General features: G+C 66.9%; 19 protein-coding genes. 13 read left to right on the forward strand and 6 right to left on the reverse strand.

From position 1 onward, the window contains the following. Positions 1-3: 3 nt before the first annotated feature. The gene (gene uxaC / locus AC50YM_RS02115; RefSeq protein ID WP_494955347.1) at positions 4-1449 is read right to left on the reverse strand and encodes a glucuronate isomerase; all 1446 of its coding nucleotides are present in this window, start codon (positions 1447-1449) and stop codon (positions 4-6) included. A gap of 237 nt (positions 1450-1686) precedes the next feature. Here uxaC and AC50YM_RS02120 point away from each other — a divergent pair, with 237 nt between their 5' ends. Genes AC50YM_RS02120 through AC50YM_RS02145 form a run of 6 tightly spaced genes read left to right on the forward strand, consistent with a single transcriptional unit; the run spans position 1687 to position 8451 of the window. Beyond that, entirely contained in the window at positions 1687-2745 is a 1059-nt protein-coding gene (locus AC50YM_RS02120) for a LacI family DNA-binding transcriptional regulator (protein ID WP_494955348.1), read from the forward strand. Further along, on the forward strand, positions 2732-3958 hold the full coding sequence (locus tag AC50YM_RS02125; RefSeq protein ID WP_494955349.1) for an extracellular solute-binding protein: 1227 nt from the start codon (positions 2732-2734) through the stop codon (positions 3956-3958). The genes AC50YM_RS02120 and AC50YM_RS02125 overlap by 14 nt, the downstream gene beginning before the upstream one ends. Beyond that, complete coding sequence (locus AC50YM_RS02130) at positions 3955-5088, forward strand: ABC transporter ATP-binding protein (protein ID WP_494955350.1); 1134 nt, start codon at positions 3955-3957, stop codon at positions 5086-5088. Before AC50YM_RS02125 ends, AC50YM_RS02130 begins: the two co-directional genes overlap by 4 nt. A 2-nt stretch (positions 5089-5090) precedes the next feature. Next, entirely contained in the window at positions 5091-6008 is a 918-nt protein-coding gene (locus tag AC50YM_RS02135) for an ABC transporter permease (RefSeq protein ID WP_494955351.1), read from the forward strand. Further along, entirely contained in the window at positions 6008-6886 is an 879-nt protein-coding gene (locus tag AC50YM_RS02140; RefSeq protein ID WP_494955352.1) for an ABC transporter permease, read from the forward strand. Before AC50YM_RS02135 ends, AC50YM_RS02140 begins: the two co-directional genes overlap by 1 nt. Positions 6887-6945: 59 nt before the next feature. Then, positions 6946-8451 (forward strand): mannitol dehydrogenase family protein, encoded by a 1506-nt coding sequence (locus tag AC50YM_RS02145; RefSeq protein ID WP_494955353.1) that lies wholly within the window; start codon positions 6946-6948, stop codon positions 8449-8451. A gap of 42 nt (positions 8452-8493) precedes the next feature. Here AC50YM_RS02145 and AC50YM_RS02150 read toward each other — a convergent pair whose 3' ends face one another. Continuing rightward, positions 8494-9156, reverse strand: coding sequence for a DUF4190 domain-containing protein (locus AC50YM_RS02150; RefSeq protein ID WP_494955354.1), 663 nt, complete (start codon positions 9154-9156; stop codon positions 8494-8496). Between the two features lie 126 nt (positions 9157-9282). Between AC50YM_RS02150 and pgm the strand changes: the two genes are divergently transcribed. After that, positions 9283-10944: a phosphoglucomutase (alpha-D-glucose-1,6-bisphosphate-dependent) gene (gene pgm / locus AC50YM_RS02155; protein WP_494955355.1), complete on the forward strand. Its 1662-nt coding sequence runs from the start codon at positions 9283-9285 to the stop codon at positions 10942-10944. A gap of 60 nt (positions 10945-11004) precedes the next feature. Here pgm and AC50YM_RS02160 read toward each other — a convergent pair whose 3' ends face one another. Beyond that, positions 11005-12168: a GGDEF domain-containing protein gene (locus AC50YM_RS02160; RefSeq protein WP_494955356.1), complete on the reverse strand. Its 1164-nt coding sequence runs from the start codon at positions 12166-12168 to the stop codon at positions 11005-11007. Positions 12169-12563: 395 nt separating this feature from the next. After that, a complete protein-coding gene (locus AC50YM_RS02165; RefSeq protein ID WP_494955357.1) occupies positions 12564-13169 on the reverse strand; it encodes a malonic semialdehyde reductase in 606 nt (201 codons plus the stop codon). A 217-nt stretch (positions 13170-13386) separates the two neighbouring features. Between AC50YM_RS02165 and AC50YM_RS02170 the strand changes: the two genes are divergently transcribed. Both AC50YM_RS02170 and AC50YM_RS02175 read left to right on the forward strand, forming a co-directional pair. Then, positions 13387-14724: a uracil-xanthine permease family protein gene (locus AC50YM_RS02170; protein WP_494955358.1), complete on the forward strand. Its 1338-nt coding sequence runs from the start codon at positions 13387-13389 to the stop codon at positions 14722-14724. A 138-nt stretch (positions 14725-14862) separates the two neighbouring features. Continuing rightward, positions 14863-16542, forward strand: coding sequence for an HNH endonuclease signature motif containing protein (locus AC50YM_RS02175; protein ID WP_494955359.1), 1680 nt, complete (start codon positions 14863-14865; stop codon positions 16540-16542). A 139-nt stretch (positions 16543-16681) separates the two neighbouring features. On the opposite strand, the gene AC50YM_RS02180 is transcribed toward AC50YM_RS02175, so the two are convergent. Continuing rightward, positions 16682-17203: a hypothetical protein gene (locus tag AC50YM_RS02180; RefSeq protein WP_494955360.1), complete on the reverse strand. Its 522-nt coding sequence runs from the start codon at positions 17201-17203 to the stop codon at positions 16682-16684. 377 nt (positions 17204-17580) lie between these two features. Here AC50YM_RS02180 and AC50YM_RS02185 point away from each other — a divergent pair, with 377 nt between their 5' ends. Next, positions 17581-18063: a DUF6328 family protein gene (locus tag AC50YM_RS02185; protein WP_494955361.1), complete on the forward strand. Its 483-nt coding sequence runs from the start codon at positions 17581-17583 to the stop codon at positions 18061-18063. A 2-nt stretch (positions 18064-18065) separates the two neighbouring features. Continuing rightward, positions 18066-18773 carry a DUF6766 family protein gene (locus tag AC50YM_RS02190; RefSeq protein WP_494955362.1) on the forward strand — a complete coding sequence of 236 codons (708 nt, stop codon included), beginning with the start codon at positions 18066-18068 and terminating at the stop codon, positions 18771-18773. Positions 18774-18777: 4 nt separating this feature from the next. Here AC50YM_RS02190 and AC50YM_RS02195 read toward each other — a convergent pair whose 3' ends face one another. Further along, the gene (locus AC50YM_RS02195) at positions 18778-19902 is read right to left on the reverse strand and encodes a glycerate kinase (RefSeq protein ID WP_494955363.1); all 1125 of its coding nucleotides are present in this window, start codon (positions 19900-19902) and stop codon (positions 18778-18780) included. A gap of 181 nt (positions 19903-20083) precedes the next feature. Here AC50YM_RS02195 and AC50YM_RS02200 point away from each other — a divergent pair, with 181 nt between their 5' ends. Both AC50YM_RS02200 and AC50YM_RS02205 read left to right on the forward strand, forming a co-directional pair. After that, the gene (locus tag AC50YM_RS02200) at positions 20084-20833 is read left to right on the forward strand and encodes a histidine phosphatase family protein (protein ID WP_494955423.1); all 750 of its coding nucleotides are present in this window, start codon (positions 20084-20086) and stop codon (positions 20831-20833) included. Continuing rightward, positions 20817-21785, forward strand: a complete 969-nt coding sequence (locus AC50YM_RS02205) for an NAD(P)H-hydrate dehydratase (protein WP_494955364.1) — start codon at positions 20817-20819, stop codon at positions 21783-21785. Before AC50YM_RS02200 ends, AC50YM_RS02205 begins: the two co-directional genes overlap by 17 nt. The last annotated feature ends 18 nt before the right edge of the window (positions 21786-21803 follow it).

The following is a 21803-nucleotide window of genomic DNA, read 5'->3' on the forward strand; positions in this document are numbered from 1 at the left end:
TCGTCACGGTTTGGCCCCGGACTTGCGGGCCTCGTAGGACTGCAGCGGCAGGTTGTAGGAGAGGTCGACGGCGGTTTCCACGGCTTCCGCCAAACCCAGGCGCCCCTCCGCGACCAGTCGGGCGAGGTAACCGGCGTCGATCCGCCGGGACAGATCGTGGCGTGCCGGGATGGAAGCCAGCGCCCGCGTGTCGTCAACGAAACCGCTGGTGTTGTAGAAGCCCGCGGTTTCGACGGCGGACTCCCGGAAACGCCGCATCTGTTCGGGACTGTCCAGGAACCACCAGGGTGCCCCGAGTTTCATCGCCGGATAACAGCCGGCCAGCGGCGCGAGTTCGCGGGAGTAGACGGTTTCGTCAGTGGTGAAGGCGATCAGACGGAAGTCCTTGCTCATCCCGAAACTCTCCAGCAGCGGCCGCAGGGAGCGGGTGAACTCAACCTTGACGGGAATGTCGAAGCCGCTGTCCGGCCCGTAGGAGTCGTAGACGCCGTGGCAATGGTTGCGCAGCACGCCTGGGTGAAGCTGCATGACGAGGCCGTCTTCGGCGGACATCCGCGCCATCTCCCAGAGCATGTTGGCGGAGAACGCCTGGGCCTCCTCCGGGGTGGCCTCCCCGCGGAGGGCCGCGGCGAAGACCCGCTGCGCCTCCGAGGCCGGCAGCGGAGTCGTGTCCGCCAGCAGATGGCCGTGATCCGTGGCCCTCGCCCCGGCGGCAAGAAAGGCGTCCCGCCGCTGCCGGAGCGCGGACAGGAAGGACCCGTAGTCGGCCACCTCCACGCCGGAGACCTCGGACAGCATCCGGACTTCCTCCTGCCACCGGGCATGGTCGACGTGCAGGAGGGAATCCGGACGGAAGGTCGGGACGACCCGGCCCGGCCCGAGGAGATCGCTGAGTTTGTTGTGCGCGGAGAGATCCGACAGGGCCGAATCGGTGGTCGCGAGAATTTCCACGTTGAAGCGGTCCAGCAGGGCGCGGGGGCGGAACGCCTCGGTCTGCAGGGAGGCTGCTATCTGGTCGTACAGCGCGTCGGCAGTGGCAGCTGAGGGCTGCAGTTCCGCGCCAAAGACCACGGCCAGTTCGTGCTCAAGCCAGTAGCGGGTCGGTGTACCGCGGAACAGCTTCCAGTTCTCGCAAAAGTGCCGCCAGATCGTCCGCGGGTCCCGCTCGGTCAGCGACTGGTCGTGGCGGGACGCCACGCCAAGCTGCCCCGGCGTGTATCCCTGCGAGACCAGCATCCGGACCAGATAGTGGTCCGGCGTAATCAGGAGGTCGGAGGGGTTCCCGAAGAAGTCGTTGTCCACGAACACCTCGGCTTCGACGTGGCCGTGCATGGATACGATCGGCAGCGCTGCCACCGCACCATAGATCTCCCGGGCGGTGCCGCGGGTTGCGGGATCGACTGGAAGGGCGCGGTCCGGATCGATCGCCCATTTCGGGGTCTCAGTCATAATTTGCCTCTCCTATGAAACAAAATGCAACAAATTCAGCATTTGAACTACGTATCAATATGCCCCCGACTCCCCAAGAAATCAATGATTTTTGGATTCATTGGGAATTCCAGGGCGGCTATTCGGATGTTTATAAGGAAAAGTCGTTGCAAGTCTTGACAGGTAAATGCAAACGATTGCAGGATGTGGTGTACCGCACATCACGGCTTCTCGACAACGACGTTAGGCGAAGCATCCATGAAGGGATCCATCACAGTTCGGGACGTGGCCAAGGCGCTGGGCGTATCGCCGTCCACCGTCTCGCGGGCGCTGTCCTCCTCCGATCTCGTGGCGCCGCGAACCCGGCAGCAAATCATCGAGAAGTCCCGGGAGATGGGCTATACCCCGAACAAGGCAGCCCGAGGCCTCGTAACGGGACGCAAGGGAACGTTGGGGCTCGTTGTACCGGATCTCGAAAACCCGTACTTCGCATCCGTCACGAAGGGCGTCCAGGCCAGGGCCCTGACCGCCGGCTACTCGGTGTTCGTGGCTGACTCCGACGAGGACGCGCGGCTTGAGCTCGAACTCGTCCGCAAACTCAAACCCCAGGTGGACGGCCTCATCCTTTGTTCCTCGCGGATGTCCGATCCGGATCTGGCATCCCTGGTGGGCGATACCCCGGTGTTGCTGATCAACCGGACCATGGACGGGCTGCCGCACATCACCCTGAATGACGGGGAAATCGTCCGGCAGGCCCTGGAACACCTCCACGCCCTGGGACACCGGCACGTGGGCTACGCGGGCGGGCCTACCGGGTCCTGGTCCGACGGCCAGCGGCGGATCGGCATTGAAAAGGTTGTCCCCGGTCTCAGCGGGCTGGAGGTCATTTCGCTGGGCTCCTTCGCCCCGGTTTTCGGCGGCGGGCAGTCCGCAGCCGACCTCGCCGTGGCGGCGGGGGTCACCGCCGTCCTCGCCTACAACGACCTGGTGGCATTGGGGCTCATGGCCCGGCTGAACGCCCGCGGCATCGACGTCCCCGGCGACATGAGTGTCGTGGGCATCGACGACATCAACGCCGCGACCCTGGTCTCACCCGCCCTCACCACCGTGCGGGCACCGCTGCGCAGGGTGGGCCTGTCCGCCGTCGACCTTCTGGTTGACAGCCTCTCCTCTTCCGCCCCGACCCGCCCCCCGGAAAACCTGCCGATCGAACTTGTCGTCCGGCAATCCACAGCCGTCCCTCCGTCCTCCGCACCAGAGCGCCCGTCCGGCAGTGCTGCCGGACGCAACGAAAGGAAATCGCATGCGAGCATCTAGAAGAATCCAGTGGTCCGCCACCCTTGGAGCGGCCGCGCTGCTTGCCACCGGTTGCGGGGCTCCGGGCAGTGACGGCGCGGCGGCAGCGACGCTGTCCGCCGGCAGCGTCCCCGAAAAGCCTGCCAAGGCCGTGACGTTGAACATCCTGGACGTGGCTGGCAACAAACAACTCACCGGCGCCATCTTCGACCAGTTCGCAAAAGACCACCCGGACATCATTTCCGCCGTGACCTGGGAAACGGCCGGCGCTCCGGACATGGCCGGCAAGGTGAAGGCGCAGCAGCAGGCGGGAAACCTGAAGATCGACCTCGTGCTCACCGGCACCGACGGGCTGGCGGCCGGCATCAGCGAAAGCCTGTTCGCCCCTATAGCCAAGGACTACAAGGACCGGCTCGGCAACATGGCCAACTACCAGGAGCCCGCCGCAGAAATGCAGAAGCTCGCTGAAGACCAGGCCGTGGCGCTGACGTACTACCCGTCCGGCCCGCTGCTGGAATACAACCCGGACAAGGTCCCCAACCCGCCCACCACCGCTGCAGAGCTGCTGACCTGGGCCAAGGAGCACCCGGGCCGCTTCGGCTATGCGCGTCCGGCCAACTCCGGCCCGGGCCGGACTTTCCTGATGGGTCTGCCGTACATCCTCGGCGACTCGGACCCCAAGGACCCGGTCAAGGGCTGGACCAAGACCTGGGACTACCTGAAGCAGCTGAATGAGTCCGTGACCAGTTACCCGACCGGCACCGGCGTCACGATGAACAACCTCAAGAACGGCACCTGGGACATGGCGGTGACCACCACCGGCTGGGACATCAACCCCCGCGCCCTGGGCCAGGTCCCGGAGAACTTCAAGACCCAGGCCCTCGAGGGGTTCACCTGGGTCACTGACGCCCAGTACGCTGCGGTGCCCAAGGGCGTCTCGGCGGACAAGATGTCCGCGATCCTCCGGGTCCTGCAGTACGCCCTGACGCCGGAGCAGCAGGCCAAGACCTACGACACCGGCTACTTCTACCCCGGCCCGGCGATCAAGGACGTCAGCGTCAGCCTCGCCCCGCAGGCAAGCCAGGACGTCATCACGAAGTTCGGCCGTCCCGAATACGACGCCCTGATCAAGGACAACCCCAAGGCCACCCCGATCGACGCCGCGGCAATCGTCAAAGCCTTTGACACCTGGGACACGCAGGTGGCCACCGGAAAGGTCGAACAGAAAAAGTGAGCATCCACGCGAGCAGTTTCGAGACCCTCGAACTTGAAAATGTGGCCCGCTCCTTCGGCGGCCAGAACGCGCTCCGGGACCTCAACCTGTCCATCCGGAGCGGCGAATTCATCGCCCTCCTCGGCCCTTCGGGTTGCGGCAAGTCAACGGCGCTGAACTGCCTGGCGGGCCTGTTGCCGCTGACCGGCGGCCGCATCCTGATGGATGGCAAGCAGATCGACCAGCTGCCGCCGGAAAAACGCGGCTTCGGCATGGTGTTCCAGAATTACGCGCTTTTCCCGCATCTCAGCGTGGAAAAGAACATCGCCTTCGGACTGGAAATGCGGAACATTCCCAAGGCGGAAATCAAGAAACGCGTGGCGGAAGCGATTGAGCTCGTGCAGCTGGGCCCGCACGCTTCGAAGCTGCCCGGCCAAATGTCCGGGGGCCAGCAGCAGCGCGTCGCCATTGCGCGCGCGGTGGTGCTCCGCCCGCCGCTCGTGCTGATGGACGAGCCGCTGTCCAACCTGGATGCAAAACTCCGGCTGGAAATGCGCACCGAGATCCGCCGCCTGCACCAGTCGCTGGGTCTGACCACGCTGTACGTGACGCACGACCAGGAGGAAGCGTTGTCCCTCGCCGACCGGCTGGTCGTGCTCCGCCTGGGCGAGGTGCAGCAGGTGGGCACGCCACGGGAGCTGCACGAGCATCCGGTGAACTGGCACGTGGCCGACTTCATGGGGTACCGCAATCTGCTCGAGGGTGTGGTGGAACGGGTGCAGGGCGCCGCCGTGACCGTCTCGGTACTGGGAACAACCTTGACCGGCTCCGCCAAGGATGCTCTCCGCGCCGGCGACGCTGTGAAGGTGGGGCTCCGGCCCGAGGACTTCGACATTGCGCCGGAAGGAACGGCGCCGGAGGGGCTGGCGAGCATCAGTGCCACCGTTGAGGTGGTCGAATACCAGGGCCGGGAATTCGCCGTCGAGGCACGCGCTGATGACGGACAGGCCCTGCACGTGCGCACGGCGCGGCATGTCGAGCCGGGGCAGCGGGTCACCCTGACCGCGTCCCACGACCGCGTCCTGGTGTTTCCCGCTGAGCTGGGCGGGGCCCCGACTCCGGTCCCGGAGCTTGAGGGGGCCGTGCTGTGACCATGACCGGGCAGAAACCTGGCCAGCTGAAGCAGGCGCCCGGTACACGGCCGGCACTCTCCCACCGACTGGCTGAGCGTGGCATCGACAGGCTGCTGCTCCTGCTGCTGCCTGCCCTGGTGTTCGCCCTGGTGCTCTTTGTGTACCCCTTTATTTACGGGCTGGGTCTGTCCTTCCAACCGAAGACCGGCGGCCTGTTCGGCGCGTATGCCAAGTTCTTCACCGACCCTTCCGTGCGGGGCCTGGAGTCCATCTGGGTGACGCTGCAGCTTGCGGTCCCCGCCGCCCTGATCAACGTGCTGGCCTCCGTCCCGATCGCCTACAAGATGCGCGGAAAGTTTCGCGGCAAGCGCGCCCTGACCACGGTGCTGGTCATTCCGATCACGCTGGGAACCGTCCTCACGGCCGAAGGCCTGCTGAACTTCTTTGGCCAGCGCGGCTGGCTGAACCGCTTCCTGGGGCTCTTCGGGTTCGAGCCGCTCCAGCTGGTCCAGAACTACTGGGGTGTGCTGTGGTCGCTGATCATTTCCGGTTTTCCGTTCGCCTTCCTCCTGATCCTGTCGTACCTCTCAGGCATCGACCCGTCGCTGGAGGCGGCCGCCCGGACCCTCGGCGCCGACTGGAAACAACGGTTCCGCCGCATCACCCTGCCACTGCTGGCCCCGGGCCTTGCCATCACGTTCTGCCTGACGTTTGTCCTGGCCTTCAGTGTCTTCCCCTCCGCGATCCTGGTGGGCGATCCGTCCGGCTCCACCCGCGTCATCGCCTACGTTGCCTACAACGCGTGGGGCCAACAGTTCGACTATCCGCTCGCGTCCGCGGCGGCCATCGTTATGGGCGCGGTCGAACTGATCGTCATCGTCCTGGTGCTGATCTGGCGTTCACGGATGTACAAAGGATCCACCGGAGGTAAAGGCTGATGAGTCTCACGCTGAAACGAACCCCGAAAGCGGGGCCGGCCGCGGCCAAGCGCCCCCTGGCGGCCTCCCCCGGGACCTTCCTGATCTGGGGCGGCATGACGATCTTCCTGCTCCTGCTGCTCGGCGTCGTATCGTCGGTGGTGGTCAACTCCTTTGCCCGCGAATGGTTCGACACCTGGATGCCCTCCGGCTACACCGCCACCTGGTACGCCGAAGCCTGGAAGGAGTACGACCTCGGCCAGGTCATCGGCACCACGCTGACGGTCTCCGTCGCCGTCGTCGGCATCTCCGTGCTGATCGGCGCGCCGGCATCCTACGTGCTGGCCCGGCGCAACTTCCCAGGCAAGAGCATCCTGATGCTGATCTTCCTGCTGCCCATCATGATGCCGCCCATCACCTACGGCATCCCACTGGCCACGTTGCTGACGTATTACCACCTGGCCCCGGGACTGACCGGCGTCATCCTCGCCAACCTCGTCCCGTCCATCCCGTTCGTCATCCTGACCATGACGCCCTTCATCGAGCAGATCAACCCATCGATCGAATCCGCTGCCCGGATGTGCGGAGCCAACATGCTCCGGCTGTTCACGAAGATCCTGGCGCCGCTGCTGATTCCCGGGATCCTCGCCGCCGCGGTTCTGGTGCTGGTGCGCACAGTGGGCATGTTCGAACTGACCTTCCTGACGTCGGACTCCACCTCGGACACGCTCGTGGTGGCACTCTTCACGGCCATGACCGGTGCCGGCATCCGCGCGCAACAGTCGGTAGATGCGATGGCCGTGGTCTACATGCTGATAATGATGCTGATGCTGGTCGTGGCGCTCAGGTTCGTCAATCCGACCCAGCTCGTCTCGCAGATCCGCGAAGACACCGACTGAACGGGCACCGGGTTCCGCCCGGATACCGCCTCCCCCGCCCTCCGTTGAAAGGTCACGCCATGTCCACAGGAACTCCCACGACGACGGCGCGGCTGTCCCTGGCGTCACTGGCTGCGACCAGCGGACGGCCGACTGTCGCCGGACCTGCCGTCGACCCCCGCGCGCTGAGCACGGGAATGGTCCACTTCGGCGTCGGCGCGTTCCACCGGGCGCACCAGGCCGTCTACACCGAGGACGCCGCGGCGGCAGCCGGCGAAACCCGCTGGGGAATCCTCGGCGTCACCGGCCGGTCGGCGAGGGTGGCCGAACAGCTGGGCCCGCAGGACGGGCTGTATTCCGTCCTCACCAAGGCACGCGATGCGGAATCACTCCGTCTGGTTGGGTCTTTGCGCAAGGTGGTCTTCCCGGGTGCCGATTCCGAAGTGGTGCTGCAGGCGCTGGCGTCGGACGATGTTCACCTCGCGTCGCTGACCATTACGGAAAAGGGGTATCCGCGCCTTCCCAACGGCGGACTGGATGCCTCCAATCCCGCGGTCGCGGCGGACATTGCGGCTCTCACGTCCGAGCTCGCGGGCCGCTCAGTCACCGGGGCCGCGCACACGCCCCTGGGCCTCCTGGGGCGTGGCCTGGCCCGGCGCTATGCCGCGTCCGGGGCGCCATTCGCCGTCGTGTGCTGTGACAACCTCATGTCCAACGGCCGGGTCACCCGCGGCCTCCTTCATGCCCTGGCCGGAGCCGCGGGCGCCGATGGCCTGCTGGACTGGCTCCAGGACTCGGTCACGTTTCCCTCCACCATGGTGGACCGGATTGTTCCGGCGACGACGGCGGCCAACCGGACCGAGGCGGAACGGATCCTCGGGGTGCGTGACGAAGGGCTGGTCGTCGCCGAACCCTTCGGCCAGTGGGTGATCGAAGACCACTTCCTGGTCCCCCGCCCCCACTGGGAGCGTGCTGGGGCGGTCCTGACTGACGACGTCGGCCCCTACGAGGTCGCCAAACTGCGGATGCTCAACGCCACGCATTCGCTGCTGGCCTATCTGGGCGCGCTGCGGGGTTATGCCACCATCGCCGAAGCCGTCGGCGACGAGTCCCTGGCCGGCGCCGCCCGCGGGCTGCAGCGCGACGACGTTATCCCCACGCTCACCCCGCCGCTCGGACTGGACCTCGAGGAGTACGGCGAATCGATCCTCAGCCGCTTCGCAAACCCCAACCTGGGGCACACCACCATCCAGGTCGCGATGGACGGATCCCAGAAACTGCCGGTCCGGGTGCTCGGCACGGTCGCGGACCGGCTGGCCGGCGGCGCTGTGCCCGAATACGGGGCGCTGCTTGTCGCCGCCTGGATGGTGTTCGTCTTCCGCGGGCACGACGTCAACGGAAAGCCGCTCCCGCTGGACGATCCCCTGGCGGCGAGCCTGCGCCAGGCCGCCGCCGGGTCCGAGTCCGGACTGCCCGACCGGCTGCTGGGCCTGCGGTCCGTCTTTCCGGACGAGGTTTCCGGGCACGACGGCTTCCGCCGGGCGGTCAGCTCCGCCGTTGCGCGTCTGCTGTCGGAGGTCTCCTGAGACCGCCGTCTGACTGGCTGGCAGGATCGCTGACCGGGGAGCCTAAGCCCCGTAGTACGTCCCGGAGGAGGCACCGAGGGCCAGCCCCAGCACGATGACCATGATCACCAGGACGGTCAGCGCGAGCCCCACGTAGCCCATCACCAGGCCGGCAATGGCCATGCCCCTGCCCGACGGCTCGCGCTTGAGCGCCATGTGCCCGAGGATGACTGCCGCGAGCTGCGGCAGCAGGAAAAAGCCCAGCCCCAGGAAGACGGCGATGCCGCAGCACAGGCTGGCGATGCTCAGGCTCTTGGGCTCCGGCGGCACCCCGTAATAACTCGGCTGCCCGTACGCGTTGAACGGGCTGCCCGGCTGGCCATAGGGCTGCTGGCCATAAGGAGCCGGCGCGCCATAGGGCTGCTGGAGGGGAGGCTGCTGGCCGTAGGGCTGCTGGCCGAACGGCTGCTGGGGCGCCGCACCGTAAGGCGTGCCATACGGGTCGGTCGGCTGGCTGTAGCCGGAAGCCGGCTGGCCATACTGCTCCCCGGACTGCCCCGGAGTCCCGTACGGCTGCTGACCGTAGCCCGGCTGCTCGATTTTCATCGTGTCAAACTTCTTCGCCTCAGGCGGCGCCGGGGCGTCGGACTCCTGCCCGGGAATGTACGACGGCGGCTGGTAGCCCTCCGGCGTCCCGTCTTGGTCGGGTTTCGGCTGGTCAGTCACGGTTTTCCCCCTTTGGACGTCTCTGGATTTCAGCCTACCGCCGTCGCGTTGTGCTGCGCAGGATATTTCGGCGTCACAGGGGCCGTAATCATGTCGTGGTTCGCGCCCTTCTGGCATGCTGGTGCCATGGCTAGCCGCGCGGGCACTGTTGCCCAACCCCAAGACCTTGTTGATCTCACTGCGCTCCTGGATGCGTACTATGACGTTTCCCCGGATCTGGGTGACCCCGGGCAACGGGTGGCGTTCGGCACCTCCGGACACCGTGGTTCGAGTTTGAAGGCGTCCTTCAACGAACCCCATATTCTCGCCATCACCCAGGCGATTGTGGAGTACCGGGCAGGTCAGGGCATCACCGGCCCGCTGTACCTCGCGAAGGACACCCATGCCCTGAGCGAGCCGGCGCAGAACTCCGCCCTGGAAGTCCTCGCGGCCAACGGCGTCAATGTCCTGATCGACGCCCGCCACGGCTATACGCCCACGCCGTCGCTCAGCCATGCCATCCTGACGCATAACAACAACTCCCCCTCCGGCGCTCCGCAAGCGGACGGCATTGTGGTGACCCCCAGCCACAACCCGCCCGGCGACGGCGGCTTCAAGTACAACCCCCCGCACGGCGGACCCGCCGACACGGACGCCACCGGCTGGATCGCCAACCGCGCCAACGAACTGCTGGAAAACGGCCTGCGCGGGCTGAAGCGGATTCCCATCGCGGAGGCCCTCAGCGCCGGCACCACGGGCAAGTTCGACTTCCTCAGCAGCTACGTGGACGACCTCCCCTCGGTCCTGGACCTCAACGCGATCCGCGACGCCGGGGTCCGGATCGGCGCCGACCCGATGGGCGGCGCGTCGGTGGACTACTGGGGCGAGATCGGCGAGCGCCACCACCTGAACCTCACGGTGGTCAACCCCACTGTCGACCCGCAGTGGGCCTTCATGACCCTCGACTGGGACGAGAAGATCCGGATGGACTGCTCCTCGCCGTCGGCGATGGCCTCGCTGATCAACAGGATGGCGGAGGCCGGTTCCGGCACAACGGCGTTCGATATCGCCACCGGCAATGACGCCGACGCCGACCGGCACGGGATCGTGACACCGGACGGCGGGCTGATGAACCCGAACCACTACCTCGCCGTCGCAATCGACTACCTCTACCGGCACCGGACCGGCTGGAACCCGCAGTCTGTGATCGGCAAGACCCTCGTGTCGTCCTCGATCATCGACCGCGTGGCCGAGAGCCTGGGCCGCAAACTCGTGGAAGTCCCCGTGGGCTTCAAGTGGTTCGTCCCCGGGCTGCTCTCCGGCGAAGGGGCCTTCGGCGGGGAGGAATCCGCCGGCGCCTCCTTCAACAAGATGGACGGCAGCGTCTGGACCACGGACAAGGACGGCATCCTGCTGGCCCTGCTGGCGTCAGAGATCACTGCGGTCACGGGCAAGTCGCCGTCGCAGCTGTACAAGGGACTCACGGACCAGTTCGGCGACCCGGTCTACGCCCGGATCGACGCCGCTGCCACCCGGGAGCAGAAAGCGGCCCTCGGCAAGCTCTCCTCGTCGGACGTCACCGCCACGGAACTCGCAGGTGAAACCATTACCGCCAAGCTGACGGAAGCTCCGGGCAACGGGGCCTCGATCGGCGGCCTCAAGGTGGTCACCGAGAACGCCTGGTTCGCGGCACGGCCTTCCGGCACCGAGGATGTCTACAAGATCTACGCCGAGTCCTTCAAGGGGGCAGAGCACCTCAAGCAGGTCCAGGCCGAGGCCAAAGCGCTGGTGGACGGGGTCATCTCCTAACCCCCGCTGCCCCAGCCGGGCAGCCTCGCCACAAGCGGGCGGGGTCCCCGGCCGGGTCGCTCAGGCCGAATCTTCCTCGAGGCTGCCGGCCAGCACCGAACGGTCCCTACCCAGCGTCTTGGCACGGTAAAGCGCGGCATCCGCGGATGCGATGAGGGCATCAAGGTCGACCCGGCCCGGCGCGGTGGACGTGATGCCGTAACTCGACGTGGGAAGCCGCGGGATCACCGGCGACGCCGCGGCATGCAGCCGGGCGCTGATGTCGCCGGCGATTTCGCCGGCCCGTTCCGGCGTCACGCCCGGCAGAAGCATGATGAATTCCTCGCCGCCATAGCGGCCCACGAGATCGGTGGAACGGACCGTCGCCGTGCAGGCATCCGCGAACACCTGCAGCGCAGTGTCACCCGCCGAGTGGCCATACTCGTCGTTGATGGCCTTGAAATGGTCCAGATCCGCCAGGATCAGCGACGCAGAGGTCCGGCCCCGGTTGAGGCGCCGCAGCTCGTCCCTCGCGAGGTCCAGAAATGCCGTGCGGTTCAGCAGCCCGGTGAGCCCGTCCACTGTCGCGCGGGCCCGGAGGTCCCGGGTCTGCTGCTCGTAACTCAACTCCGCCATCGTGAAGGACGCCACGACCATGATCACGATGGAAAATACCGTCATCGCCACGGAGCCGAAGACGGACTGGAACAGCGGTCCGTCCTGGCCCTCCGCCAGAAAGACAGCCAGGCGGCCCAGGTAGAACGTCGCCAGAATGCCGGAACCCACCGCCAAGGTGAGGTGCACACGCGAAAATTGCCGGTCCAACAGGATCAGTTCCCGGCAGCCGAGGCCGATGAGCAGGCCCATAAAGCCCAGATAGGCGGGCGCACCGGACCACACATTGGTGGCCGGCTGGTCCAGGGCCGAGGCCAGTGCCGTGACTGCCGGGCCGGCCGCGAGGTACCAGAGACTGGGAACCCTCGTCCGAAGCGACCGCGCCCCCGCCCAGATACTGGCCGCGCCCGCGACGAGGAGCACGTTCCCGAGCGGGTTGCCCCAGATTTGGTATGGCGTACCGTCCAGGAGATAGGCCGCGTTGCCGGACAGGAACAACAGCAGCGCCAGGCACCACCAGCCGCTGTAGGCCGAGCGTGTCCGGCGGAAAGTGATGAAGTAAAAAAGCAGCAGCAGGGTCAGATCGACTACCGCCAAGGCGACCCGCAGGGTTGCGGTGTCCAGCATCATGTAGTGGCCCCCCGGTCCGCTCGCAATTGCCCGATTTGCGCCGACTCCGCGCCGCAGGTGCCCTCAGTATTGCACCCCGCAGCACGATATGTGATCACCGTCTCCGATGTGACCTTTTGGACCGCGGGGCGTCCCGTGGTGCAGCACCACAGTCTCCAGCACCAAGCCAACCGGAGGCCCTGTGGTTACGCCCCGATGCGGACTAAACTGGGAAGCGGCCCCGGATGCGGCCTTGCGTTCAACCGCAGAATTGCATCCCGAGTGCCTCCGGCCTGTCCCCCATGGTGCCGGGGGCACTTCCGCGTCGCTAGTTCAGGGCACTTCCGCGTCAGCCCGGCGCCGGGGGAACTTCTGTGCCGGCCCGACGCCGGGGCGCGGCCGCGTGGGCCTTGCTGTCAGACCGTGCGGACGACGTCCTCATAAGCGAACTTAGGCTTCGCGGCACCCCAGGCGTCAGCTGCCGGCTGGCCGATGTTGACCACGAGGAAGCTCTTCTGGTCGCCGTCGGGGAAGAAAGCCTGGTCAATCGCGGTGAAGTCCGCGCCCGTCATCGGTCCGGCGGCGAAGCCCAGGGACCTGACTGCGAGGATGAAGTACCCGGCCTGCAGGTGCGCGTTGTTGTTGCCGGTGGCAGCGGCGAGGTCCGGGGCGGCGTCGTACATGGCCTTGGGTGCGTTATAGCCGGGCAGGAAGTTGTCCCACCGCTCCTGCCAGGAGGTGTCATAGCTGAGCACTGCAACGAGCGGCGCAGTGGCAGTCTTGGCGCGGTTGCCGTTGGAGAGGGTTTCGACCAACGTGGCGCGGGCTTCCGCAGACCGGACGTAGGTTACGCGCAGCGGCTGCGAGTTGAAGGCGGTGGGACCGAACTTGGTGAGTTCGTAGATGGCCCGGGCCTGCTCGTCGGTGACCTCGCCGGTGAAGGTGTTGGCGGTGCGGGCCTCCGCAAAGATGGCGTCCACTGCGGCGGCGTCGATTACTGCTTCGTCATGGGCGATGGTCATGGGCATCCCTTTCGCTGGATGTGTCCGCCTGGGCGGCGGCCACTCACTGCTCTCAATCATTGCAACTTCAACCTACGTCTCATGCTTCCCGTAACTCCCCGTGACGTCCGGCACAGCACCGCTTCCGGGGAAGCATGCCGGAAACACCGGCGCGGTAAAGTTGCTCCGGAAGATTCCTTCCCGCCCCGCCATACATTTCTTTGAAAGGCCTCCGGCAATGAGCATGCTCGGTACCAAATGGAAGCTCCACGGCAACGGCAAGTCCATCCGCCCCGGCGAGGTCGTGAAGCCGGATGAGCGCCTTGCCTGGCCCCTGACTATTGGCGTCGGAATGCAGCACGTTGTCGCCATGTTCGGCGCCACTTTCCTGGTCCCGATCATCACCGGCATGCCGCCGGCAACGACGCTTTTCTTCTCAGGCATCGGCACGCTGCTGTTCCTGGTGATCACCAAGGGCCAGGTGCCGAGCTACCTCGGGTCCAGTTTCGCGTTCATCGCGCCGATCATGGCCTCGCAGCAGCAGTACGGCGTCGCCGGCGCGCTGGGCGGCGTGGTGCTGGCCGGCGTCGGGCTGGCAGTCATCGGCGCGGTGGTGCAGAAGTTCGGGGCCGGGTGGATCAACCGCCTGATGCCGCCCATCGTGACCGGCGCAATCGTGGGACTCATCGGCCTCAACCTGGCCCCCGCAGCGAAGAACAACTTCGACGCCGCCCCGGTCACGGCCCTCATCACCCTGGCCACGATCATCGTCGTCAGCGTCTTCTTCCGCGGCATCCTCGGCCGACTCAGCATCCTCGTCGGCGTCGTGGTGGGCTACGTGGTCGCAATGATCCGCGGCGAAGTGGACTTCGCCAAGGTGGACACCGCGGCCTGGCTGGGACTGCCGTTCTTCCAGACCCCTGAGTTCCACCTCGGCGTCGTAGGCCTGTTCGTGCCGGTGGTGCTGGTGCTGGTGGCGGAGAACATCGGCCATGTGAAGTCCGTGTCCGCCATGACCGGGCAGAACCTCGACGGCGTCTCCGGGCGCGCGCTGATGGCCGACGGCGCCGCCACGGTGCTGGCCGGTATGGGCGGCGGATCCGGGACCACGACCTACGCGGAAAACATCGGCGTGATGGCGGCTACGAAGGTCTATTCGACGGCGGCCTACTGGGTGGCCGGTATCTTCGCCGTGGTGCTGAGCTTCTCGCCGAAATTCGGCGAAGTGATCGCCACCGTCCCTGCCGGCGTGCTGGGCGGCGCGGCGACGATGCTCTACGGCATGATCGGCGTCCTGGGCGTCAAGATCTGGGTCCAGAACAAGGTGAACTTCTCAAACCCGATCAACCTGACGACGGCGGCCGTGGCGCTGATCATTGGTATCGCGGACTACACCTGGACCATCGGGGACCTGAAGTTCACCGGCATCGCCCTCGGCTCAGCTGCTGCCCTGGTGATCTACCACGGCATGAAAGCGATCGCGAAGGCCCGCGGAACGGTTGCCGAGCCGGAAACCGAAGGCCCCGTGGCCGCCGCCACCGCTGCCATGAAACGGGCCCCGAAGAAGCGCCGCTAAGACTCAGTCCGTCCGCTGGACCTACTGGGGATGCTCTTACCGGCGCTGGGACAGGCCTCCGCAAACTGCGCGGTCGAGTTATCCACATAGCCTCGTTCCGGTCAACTGGGGGCCGCGGACCCTCGATATTCTGGGTTTATGGAATGTGCGGACTGGATTGCGGAGGGTCAGGAGGCACTGGCTGCTGTCGCGGCGTTGACCGCTGCGCTGGATTCCGTCACCCCGGTGAGCGCCGGACGGGCTGGCCCGTCCGACACTGATCATGGGGGTCCGTCCGCGGCTGGCCCGTTGTGGGACGATCCGTTGAGGGCTCTCGCGGATGATTGCCTGGATGCCCTGGCCGATATGGACCGGTGGGAGGCGCGGGCCGCAGCGCGGAAGGTGCGGTTGGCGGCAACCTATCTGCGGGCCGCCGAAGCCATGGCGGCCCCGGCGGATACACAGCTCCATGGGAGGCGCCTTGAACTCGCGCTGACAGCGGAGATCGCGTGTGTCCTGACCGTGAGCGAGGCGACCGCGGGGGCGTTCCTGGGCGAATGCGTGGCCCTGACCAAAAACTTGCCACTGACGATGGCGGCGCTGAGTGCGGGGACGATTTCCTGGGCGCACGCGAGGGTCATGGTGGACGAAACCACGAACCTGGACCCGACCGGGGCGGCGGCGCTGGAGGCGCACTTCCTGGACCCCGACGCGCCGGACCCGGCACGGGGCTGCCCGGCCGGGGAACTCGTCCCGGGCCGGTTGCGGGTCAAGGCCCGGACCTGGCGGGAACGCCACCACGCGGAGAGCATCGAGGCCCGCCACACCAAGGGCGTCGCGGACCGGCGGGTCGAATTCCGCCCGGACACCGACGGGATGGCCTGGTTCTCCGCGTATCTGCCGGCGGACACCGCGGCGGGGATCTGGGACCGGAGCACCGCGGCCGCCCGCGCCCTGCAGGGCCCCGCCGAGGCACGCACCCTGACCCAGCTCCGCGCCGACATCGCCGCGACCTGGCTGCTCAGCAGCGGCCCTGGCTGCACCGGCACCACCGGCACTGATGGGGTGAACGGCGGGTCCTGCACCTGCCCGGGCACGGGCGGGGGTGTGCCGTCGCCTCGGGCGCAGGTCCTGATCACCGTCCCGGTGATGTCCCTGCTGGGCGCGACCGAGGAACCGGCGATGCTGGACGGGTACGGGCCGATCCCGCCCTCGATGGCCCGCCGCCTGATCGCCGACGGCGCCGACTCCTTCTACCGGGTCCTGGTCGACCCGCGGGACGGGGCCCCACTGGAAATCGGCCGCACCAGCTACCGCCTCACCAAGGCGATCCGGCACTGGCTCCGGCTCCGCGACGGGAAGTGCCCGTTCCCGGGCTGTAACAACCACTCCCTGGACAACGACGCGGACCATCTCCTGGCCTGGGCCGACGGCGGCACCACCGGGATCACCAACCTCGGCGGGCCCTGCCGCAAACACCACGGCCTGAAACACAGCTCCGCCTGGACACCGGCCGGGGCCAGCAAAGACGCCCCGCCCGGCTGGACCTCCCCGACCGGAAGGCACTACGCGTCAGAACAACAGGACTGGGAACCACCCCACTGGCCACCCGGAATCCTGGACACGGAAGTGGTACCGGATATGGAAGCAGACATGAATGACGACATGGATGCTGCGATGGGCACGGACCCCGATTCGGAACAGGAACTGCCCGCCGATCACTTGCCGGATTGGGACCGCTTTGCGTCTGAGCACTCGCTCCGCGCCGGGGACAGTGACGACCGGCTGCAGCCAACTGCCTACCCCCAAACGCTATCCTCGCTTTCCCAAAGCGCCTGACAAACACGGTTGCATGCCGTCTAAGTCCGCGCACTTCGAAAGTTGCTGGCACAAAGCTTCAGCAGCAGGAAGGCCAGGACCGGCACCAGACGGTGCGCGCATCCTGACCGCCCGCTATGGGGCCTTACTCACGCCCAGCCTAGCCAGCGTCGAAGGCTTCCTCATCGTCGGCGTCGCGGTCCTTGGGGGCTTTGTCATCGGGCAAGTCTGTTCCAGATCCGTCAGGCAGACCGGCAGCGTCCTGGCCGGGCTCCGACGAGAAGGGTCGCCCGGCGTCGGGCTCTTCGGTGTTGGATTCGTCCATCTCCGCTTCCGAGGAGGGCATGGCTACCTCGGAATTCTCTGAAGCCTCGGCGTCGTAACCGGGCGTGGTGCTGGCGTTTTCTGAACTCATTTGTTCCTCCGTTCCTCCGAAGCGTCCCGCTCCGGGTTCTCCTGCACTGTCTTGGTCTTCAGAGCCAAACTGGCTCAGGTCTGGGGCGCCGGCCGGGTAGGTTTCCCCGTCCGGACTGTCCTGGCTGAGTCCGGCGGAGTCGAACGCTTCCTCTTCGCGGGGCTGGGCGAACTTTTTCGTGTCGCCGCCGGGCATTTCCTGCTCGGCTGTCGGCGTACCGTAGCCGCCGGCCTCCTCGATCGGATCCTGCTGCTTCTCTTCAGTCATGACGTTCCTCCCGTGCTTGAGATTGACGCTGGAATTCGAACTCTTTAGATTGCGGTCGGCTCAGACGCACTTGCCTGCGTGTCGGTTATCCAAGGGCGACTTTTCGGCCGTAGGCGCTGTCGGCCGTCGAAAGCTGCCCCCGTGACGTAAACAATTCCACCCTACCGGAAATTCATCAGCAGACTTAGTAGTTCTTGTATTTGGTAATGCTCAAGCCTAGGTTGAGTGTTAGCTGCCCCGCAGTTTGATCCGAAGTCTCCCGGAGGAGAACAGTGTCCAACCCAGAGCCGGAGTTCGTTGGAACCGAGCCCGCCCCGCCCGAGTCTGTTCAAAACGCGTCCGTCCCGCACGGGTCAGCTCAGAGCGGGTCAGCTCACGTGGGGGTCAATTCGGACCTGCGGAACGAGTCGGCCATCGAGAAGCTGGACCGCAACTGGATGGAACTGCTGCAGGAGCTGCGGGTGCTGCAGACCGGGGTACAGATCCTGGCAGGCTTCCTGCTGACCCTGCCGTTCCAGTCGAGATTCGAGTCCCTTGACGATTTCCAGACCAACCTTTACCTCACCAACGTGGCATTGGCGGCACTGACCACAGCGCTGATCCTGCTCCCGGTCAGCGTGCACCGCCGCCTGTTTCGCATGCATCTCAGGGCGGCCCTGGTGGCAAGCGCGGACCGGATCGCAAAGGTTGCCCTCGCCGGCATCGGGCTCCTCAGCGTAGGGACGTCGACGCTGGTGTTCGACGTGGCGGCGGGCCGGACGGCTGGGTTGACCGCCGCGGCGATGCTGTTGGCGTTGCTGCTTTTCCTGCTCGTTTACGTACCGAGCAGGCTCCGTCGGCAGGCCGCAAAAGGGATATAGACATGACGAACCCCGCGAGCAATCAACGCAGCACACAACCACGAAAGAACAGCGGGTGGGTCAAGGAACACGGATTGATGCTGGCCAACATCGGCCTGTTCCTTGTGTTCTTCGGCGGCATGGTCTTCAGCGGCGCCGCCGACTACAGCGAGGACCAGCTGGCCCACGGCGGGCCCGCCGTGACAGTGCTGCAGTACCTCGGAACCGGCGCCTTCCTGGAAGCTACCTTTGAGAACTGGGAGTCCGAGTTCCTGCAGATGGGCATGTACGTCATCCTGACGGTGTTTCTTTTCCAGAAGGGATCGTCGGAGTCCAAGCCCATGGACCGGGATGCCCCGCAGGACCAGGATCCCCGGGACGCCGCCCTGAAAAAATCCACCCCGCGGCCGGTGCGGCGCGGCGGCTGGGTCCTCAAGCTCTATGAACACTCACTGTCGATCATGTTCCTGCTGCTGTTCGTGGCGTCGATGGCTCTCCACGCGGTCGGGGGCAGCCAGGAATACAGTTCCGAGCAGCAGAGCCACGGCCAGCCGCCCGTGACCGTCCTGGAGTATCTGGCGACGAGCCGCTTCTGGTTTGAATCCTTCCAGAACTGGCAAAGCGAATTCCTGGCCGTCGCCGTCCTGGTCGGCGCGTCGGTGTACCTCCGCGAGCGGGGCTCCCCCGAATCCAAGCCGGTCGCGGAGCCGCACTATGAGACCGGCACCTGAGTGCTCAGGCCCCCTCAAGCACCTGGCTGGTGGCCCAGGTCAGGTACTTCGCGGCGTTTGCGACGGCGTCGTCCGGGCTACCGGCCACATCCAGCAGCTGCGCCGCGGCCACCACACCGTGCTGGGCAAGCTCTTCCGGGCTGACTAGGATGCGTCCTGCCACGACAATCACGGGTATTCCGAGGCTGTGGGCGGCGTCGGCGAGCGCAATGGGTGCCTTGCCGGTCAGCGACTGGGCATCGAGTGAGCCCTCGCCGGTGATCACCAGGTCCGCCTGCGCGAGCTTGCCAGCCAGCCCGGTGAGCCCGGCGACCAGCTCGAAGCCGCTTTCCAGTGCTGCGTTGCTGAATGCCAGGAACGACGCCGGGAATCCGCCGGCCGCCCCGGCGCCAGGAACGTTGACGTCCCGTCCGGTGGCCTGGCGCAGCACCGAGGCCCAGTTGCGGAGCCCGGCGTCGAGCAGCTCCACGGCGTCCTCGTCGGCGCCTTTCTGCGGTCCGAACACATGGGCTGCGCCGTCGCTGCCAACCAGCGGGTTCTGCACGTCGACGGCGATCCGGAAGGTCACCGCGCCCAGCCTCGGATCCAGGCCGCTGACATCGAGCTGGATCACCTCAGCGAGCGAACCGCCGCCGAGCGGCACCACGTTGCCCGCGGCGTCCAGCGGCTTCAGGCCCAGCGCGCGCAGGGCGCCGCTGCCGCCGTCGCTCATTGCCGAGCCGCCCAGGCCCAGCACGATCTCCGTCGCGCCGGCGTCGAGGGCGGCCGCGATCAGCTGGCCGCAGCCGTAGCTGTGCGCCCGCAGGGCGTTGGCCGGGGTGGGTTCCATGTGGGCCAGGCCGGAGGCCTGCGCGGTTTCGATCACGGCGGTGGCACCGCCGAAAGCGTCTTTCCGGATCGCCCAGGCGGCACCGACAGGCGCCAGGATCGGTCCGACGACGGCGTTCAGCCGCTCCTCGTACCCGGCGGCGACAGCCGCCTCGAGGGTTCCTTCACCGCCGTCGGCCACCGGAAAATGGATGGCCTCGGCGTCGGGATAGACCCGCAAGGCACCTTCGGCGATGGCGGAAGCGGCTTCGGCGGCGGTCAGGGAGCCTTTGAACTTGTCCGGGGCGATCAGAATGCGCATGGTCCCATCCTGCCAGCCGCGGCGCCGGCTCCCATGCCAGGGCGTCGGCGACAGGCACGGGCTTCGAGCGTATCGTGGCACCCACACGGAATCGAACCGGCCTCAGGGGGTAACGGTGGAGGAAAACGGAAAGACCCGCCAGGGCGTGACCGCGCGGCCTGGCACGAACAATCCGACCGGCCTGAACGGTCCGCCCGGCATCACCGAGCTATTGCTCGTCCGGCATGGCGAGAGCCAGGGGAACGTGGCGGCCACGCTGGCGCACCAGTCCGGGGCGCACGTCATCAACGTTCCGGCCCGCGATGCCGACGTCGAGCTTTCCGAAACCGGCCGGGAGCAGGCGCTGGCGCTCGGCCGCTTGCTGGCCGGATTCCCGGAGGACCGGCGTGCCGCGGTCTGGACTTCGCCCTATCTCCGGGCCTGGCAGACGGCGGAGCTGGCCGTCCACGCCGGAGGCTGGCAGACGCAGCCCCTGCCGGATGAGCGGCTGCGTGACCGCGAGCTCGGCATCCTGGACATGCTCACCTCCGCCGGTGTGGAAGCGAGGCTCCCGCAGGAAGCGGAGCGCCGGCGCTGGCTGGGCAAGTTCTATTACCGGCCGCCCGGCGGCGAATCGTGGGCGGACGTGGTGCTGCGGCTGCGGACCCTGCTGGCCGATCTGGACCGCCTGCACTCCGGCCAGCGCGTGCTGCTGGTCTGCCACGACGCCGTCATCCTGCTGTTCCGCTACATCCTGGAAGGACTGACCGAGCGCGAGCTACTGGACATCGCCGCGGGCTCCGCGATTCTCAATGCCTCCGTGAGCCGCTTCGTCCGGCCCGGCGGCAGCGGCCCGTGGCAGCTGGAGAGTTTCAACATGGCAGACCACCTGATGAGCGAAGGGGTCCCGGTAACCGAACACGCAGGAGATACCAATGTCCGCCCGCGGTGAACCCGAGGGCTCTGGGCCTGTTGACGAGCCTGTCCGCCCGGAGGCGGTCACACCGTCGCTGTTGCGCGACTGGCCGTTGCCCGGCGGCGGCTCCGGCAAGAATGACCGGGGATCGGTGCTGGTGATTGGCGGGGCCCGGATGACCCCGGGGGCCGCGCTGCTGGCCGGGGTGGCCGCCCTGCGCGCCGGCGCGGGACGCCTCACCCTGGCCGTGGCGGACTCGGTGGCGGTGCAGTTGGCCGTCGCGCTGCCGGAAGCAGGTGTGCTTGGGCTGCCGGAAACCGCGTCGGGTTCAGTCAAGGGTGCCGGGGCGGCATCAAAGCTCGCTTCGCTCCTCGAGGCCGCGGATGCCATCCTCATTGGGCCGGGCCTCGACGACAAGGACGAGGCCACCGCTTTGCTCCGAGAACTTCTCAGCGAGGAGCGGGGAAACAGGCCGCCGGGAAACAAGCCGCCTGCCATCATCCTGGATGCGTTCGCCCTGGGCAGCTTGCCCGAGCTGGCCAACGAGCTGGACCCATGGGCGCAACGGTTGATCCTCACCCCGAACGTCACCGAGGCGGGCATCCTGCTGGGGCATGACGCCGGGCAGCTGGACCGGGACGTTCCCGAGCTCGCAGAGAAGTACGGTGCCGTGGTGACCTGTCAGGGGGTGATCGCGCGCCCGCGCAGGGCAGCCGGCGAGGCGGACGACGCCGGATCCGGGGACTCGCTGTGGAAAATCACCACCGGACACAGCGGGCTCGGCACTTCGGGATCCGGTGATGTGCTGTCCGGGACAATCGCCGGGTTGCGGGCCCGGGGAACCACCGACGCCCAAGCCGTCTGCTGGGGCACCCACCTGCATGCGAGCGCCGGCGACCGGCTCGCGAGCCGGTTGGGCGGCCTCGGCTATCTCGCCCGCGAACTCACGGAGGAGCTGCCGCCGCTGATGATGGAACTCGGTTCCTGACCCCCACCCGGGTGGGGA

This window comes from Pseudarthrobacter sp. RHLT1-30-1, from assembly GCF_059383415.1.

Coding starts and splice junctions, on each gene's coding strand:
- uxaC (WP_494955347.1), bottom strand. CDS start 1,449: ATGACTGAGACCCCGAAATGGGCGATCGATCCGGACCGCGCCCTTCCA.
- AC50YM_RS02120 (WP_494955348.1), top strand. CDS start 1,687: ATGAAGGGATCCATCACAGTTCGGGACGTGGCCAAGGCGCTGGGCGTA.
- AC50YM_RS02125 (WP_494955349.1), top strand. CDS start 2,732: ATGCGAGCATCTAGAAGAATCCAGTGGTCCGCCACCCTTGGAGCGGCC.
- AC50YM_RS02135 (WP_494955351.1), top strand. CDS start 5,091: ATGACCGGGCAGAAACCTGGCCAGCTGAAGCAGGCGCCCGGTACACGG.
- AC50YM_RS02140 (WP_494955352.1), top strand. CDS start 6,008: ATGAGTCTCACGCTGAAACGAACCCCGAAAGCGGGGCCGGCCGCGGCC.
- AC50YM_RS02145 (WP_494955353.1), top strand. CDS start 6,946: ATGTCCACAGGAACTCCCACGACGACGGCGCGGCTGTCCCTGGCGTCA.
- pgm (WP_494955355.1), top strand. CDS start 9,283: ATGGCTAGCCGCGCGGGCACTGTTGCCCAACCCCAAGACCTTGTTGAT.
- AC50YM_RS02160 (WP_494955356.1), bottom strand. CDS start 12,168: ATGATGCTGGACACCGCAACCCTGCGGGTCGCCTTGGCGGTAGTCGAT.
- AC50YM_RS02165 (WP_494955357.1), bottom strand. CDS start 13,169: ATGACCATCGCCCATGACGAAGCAGTAATCGACGCCGCCGCAGTGGAC.
- AC50YM_RS02170 (WP_494955358.1), top strand. CDS start 13,387: ATGAGCATGCTCGGTACCAAATGGAAGCTCCACGGCAACGGCAAGTCC.
- AC50YM_RS02175 (WP_494955359.1), top strand. CDS start 14,863: ATGGAATGTGCGGACTGGATTGCGGAGGGTCAGGAGGCACTGGCTGCT.
- AC50YM_RS02180 (WP_494955360.1), bottom strand. CDS start 17,203: ATGACTGAAGAGAAGCAGCAGGATCCGATCGAGGAGGCCGGCGGCTAC.
- AC50YM_RS02190 (WP_494955362.1), top strand. CDS start 18,066: ATGACGAACCCCGCGAGCAATCAACGCAGCACACAACCACGAAAGAAC.
- AC50YM_RS02195 (WP_494955363.1), bottom strand. CDS start 19,902: ATGCGCATTCTGATCGCCCCGGACAAGTTCAAAGGCTCCCTGACCGCC.
- AC50YM_RS02205 (WP_494955364.1), top strand. CDS start 20,817: ATGTCCGCCCGCGGTGAACCCGAGGGCTCTGGGCCTGTTGACGAGCCT.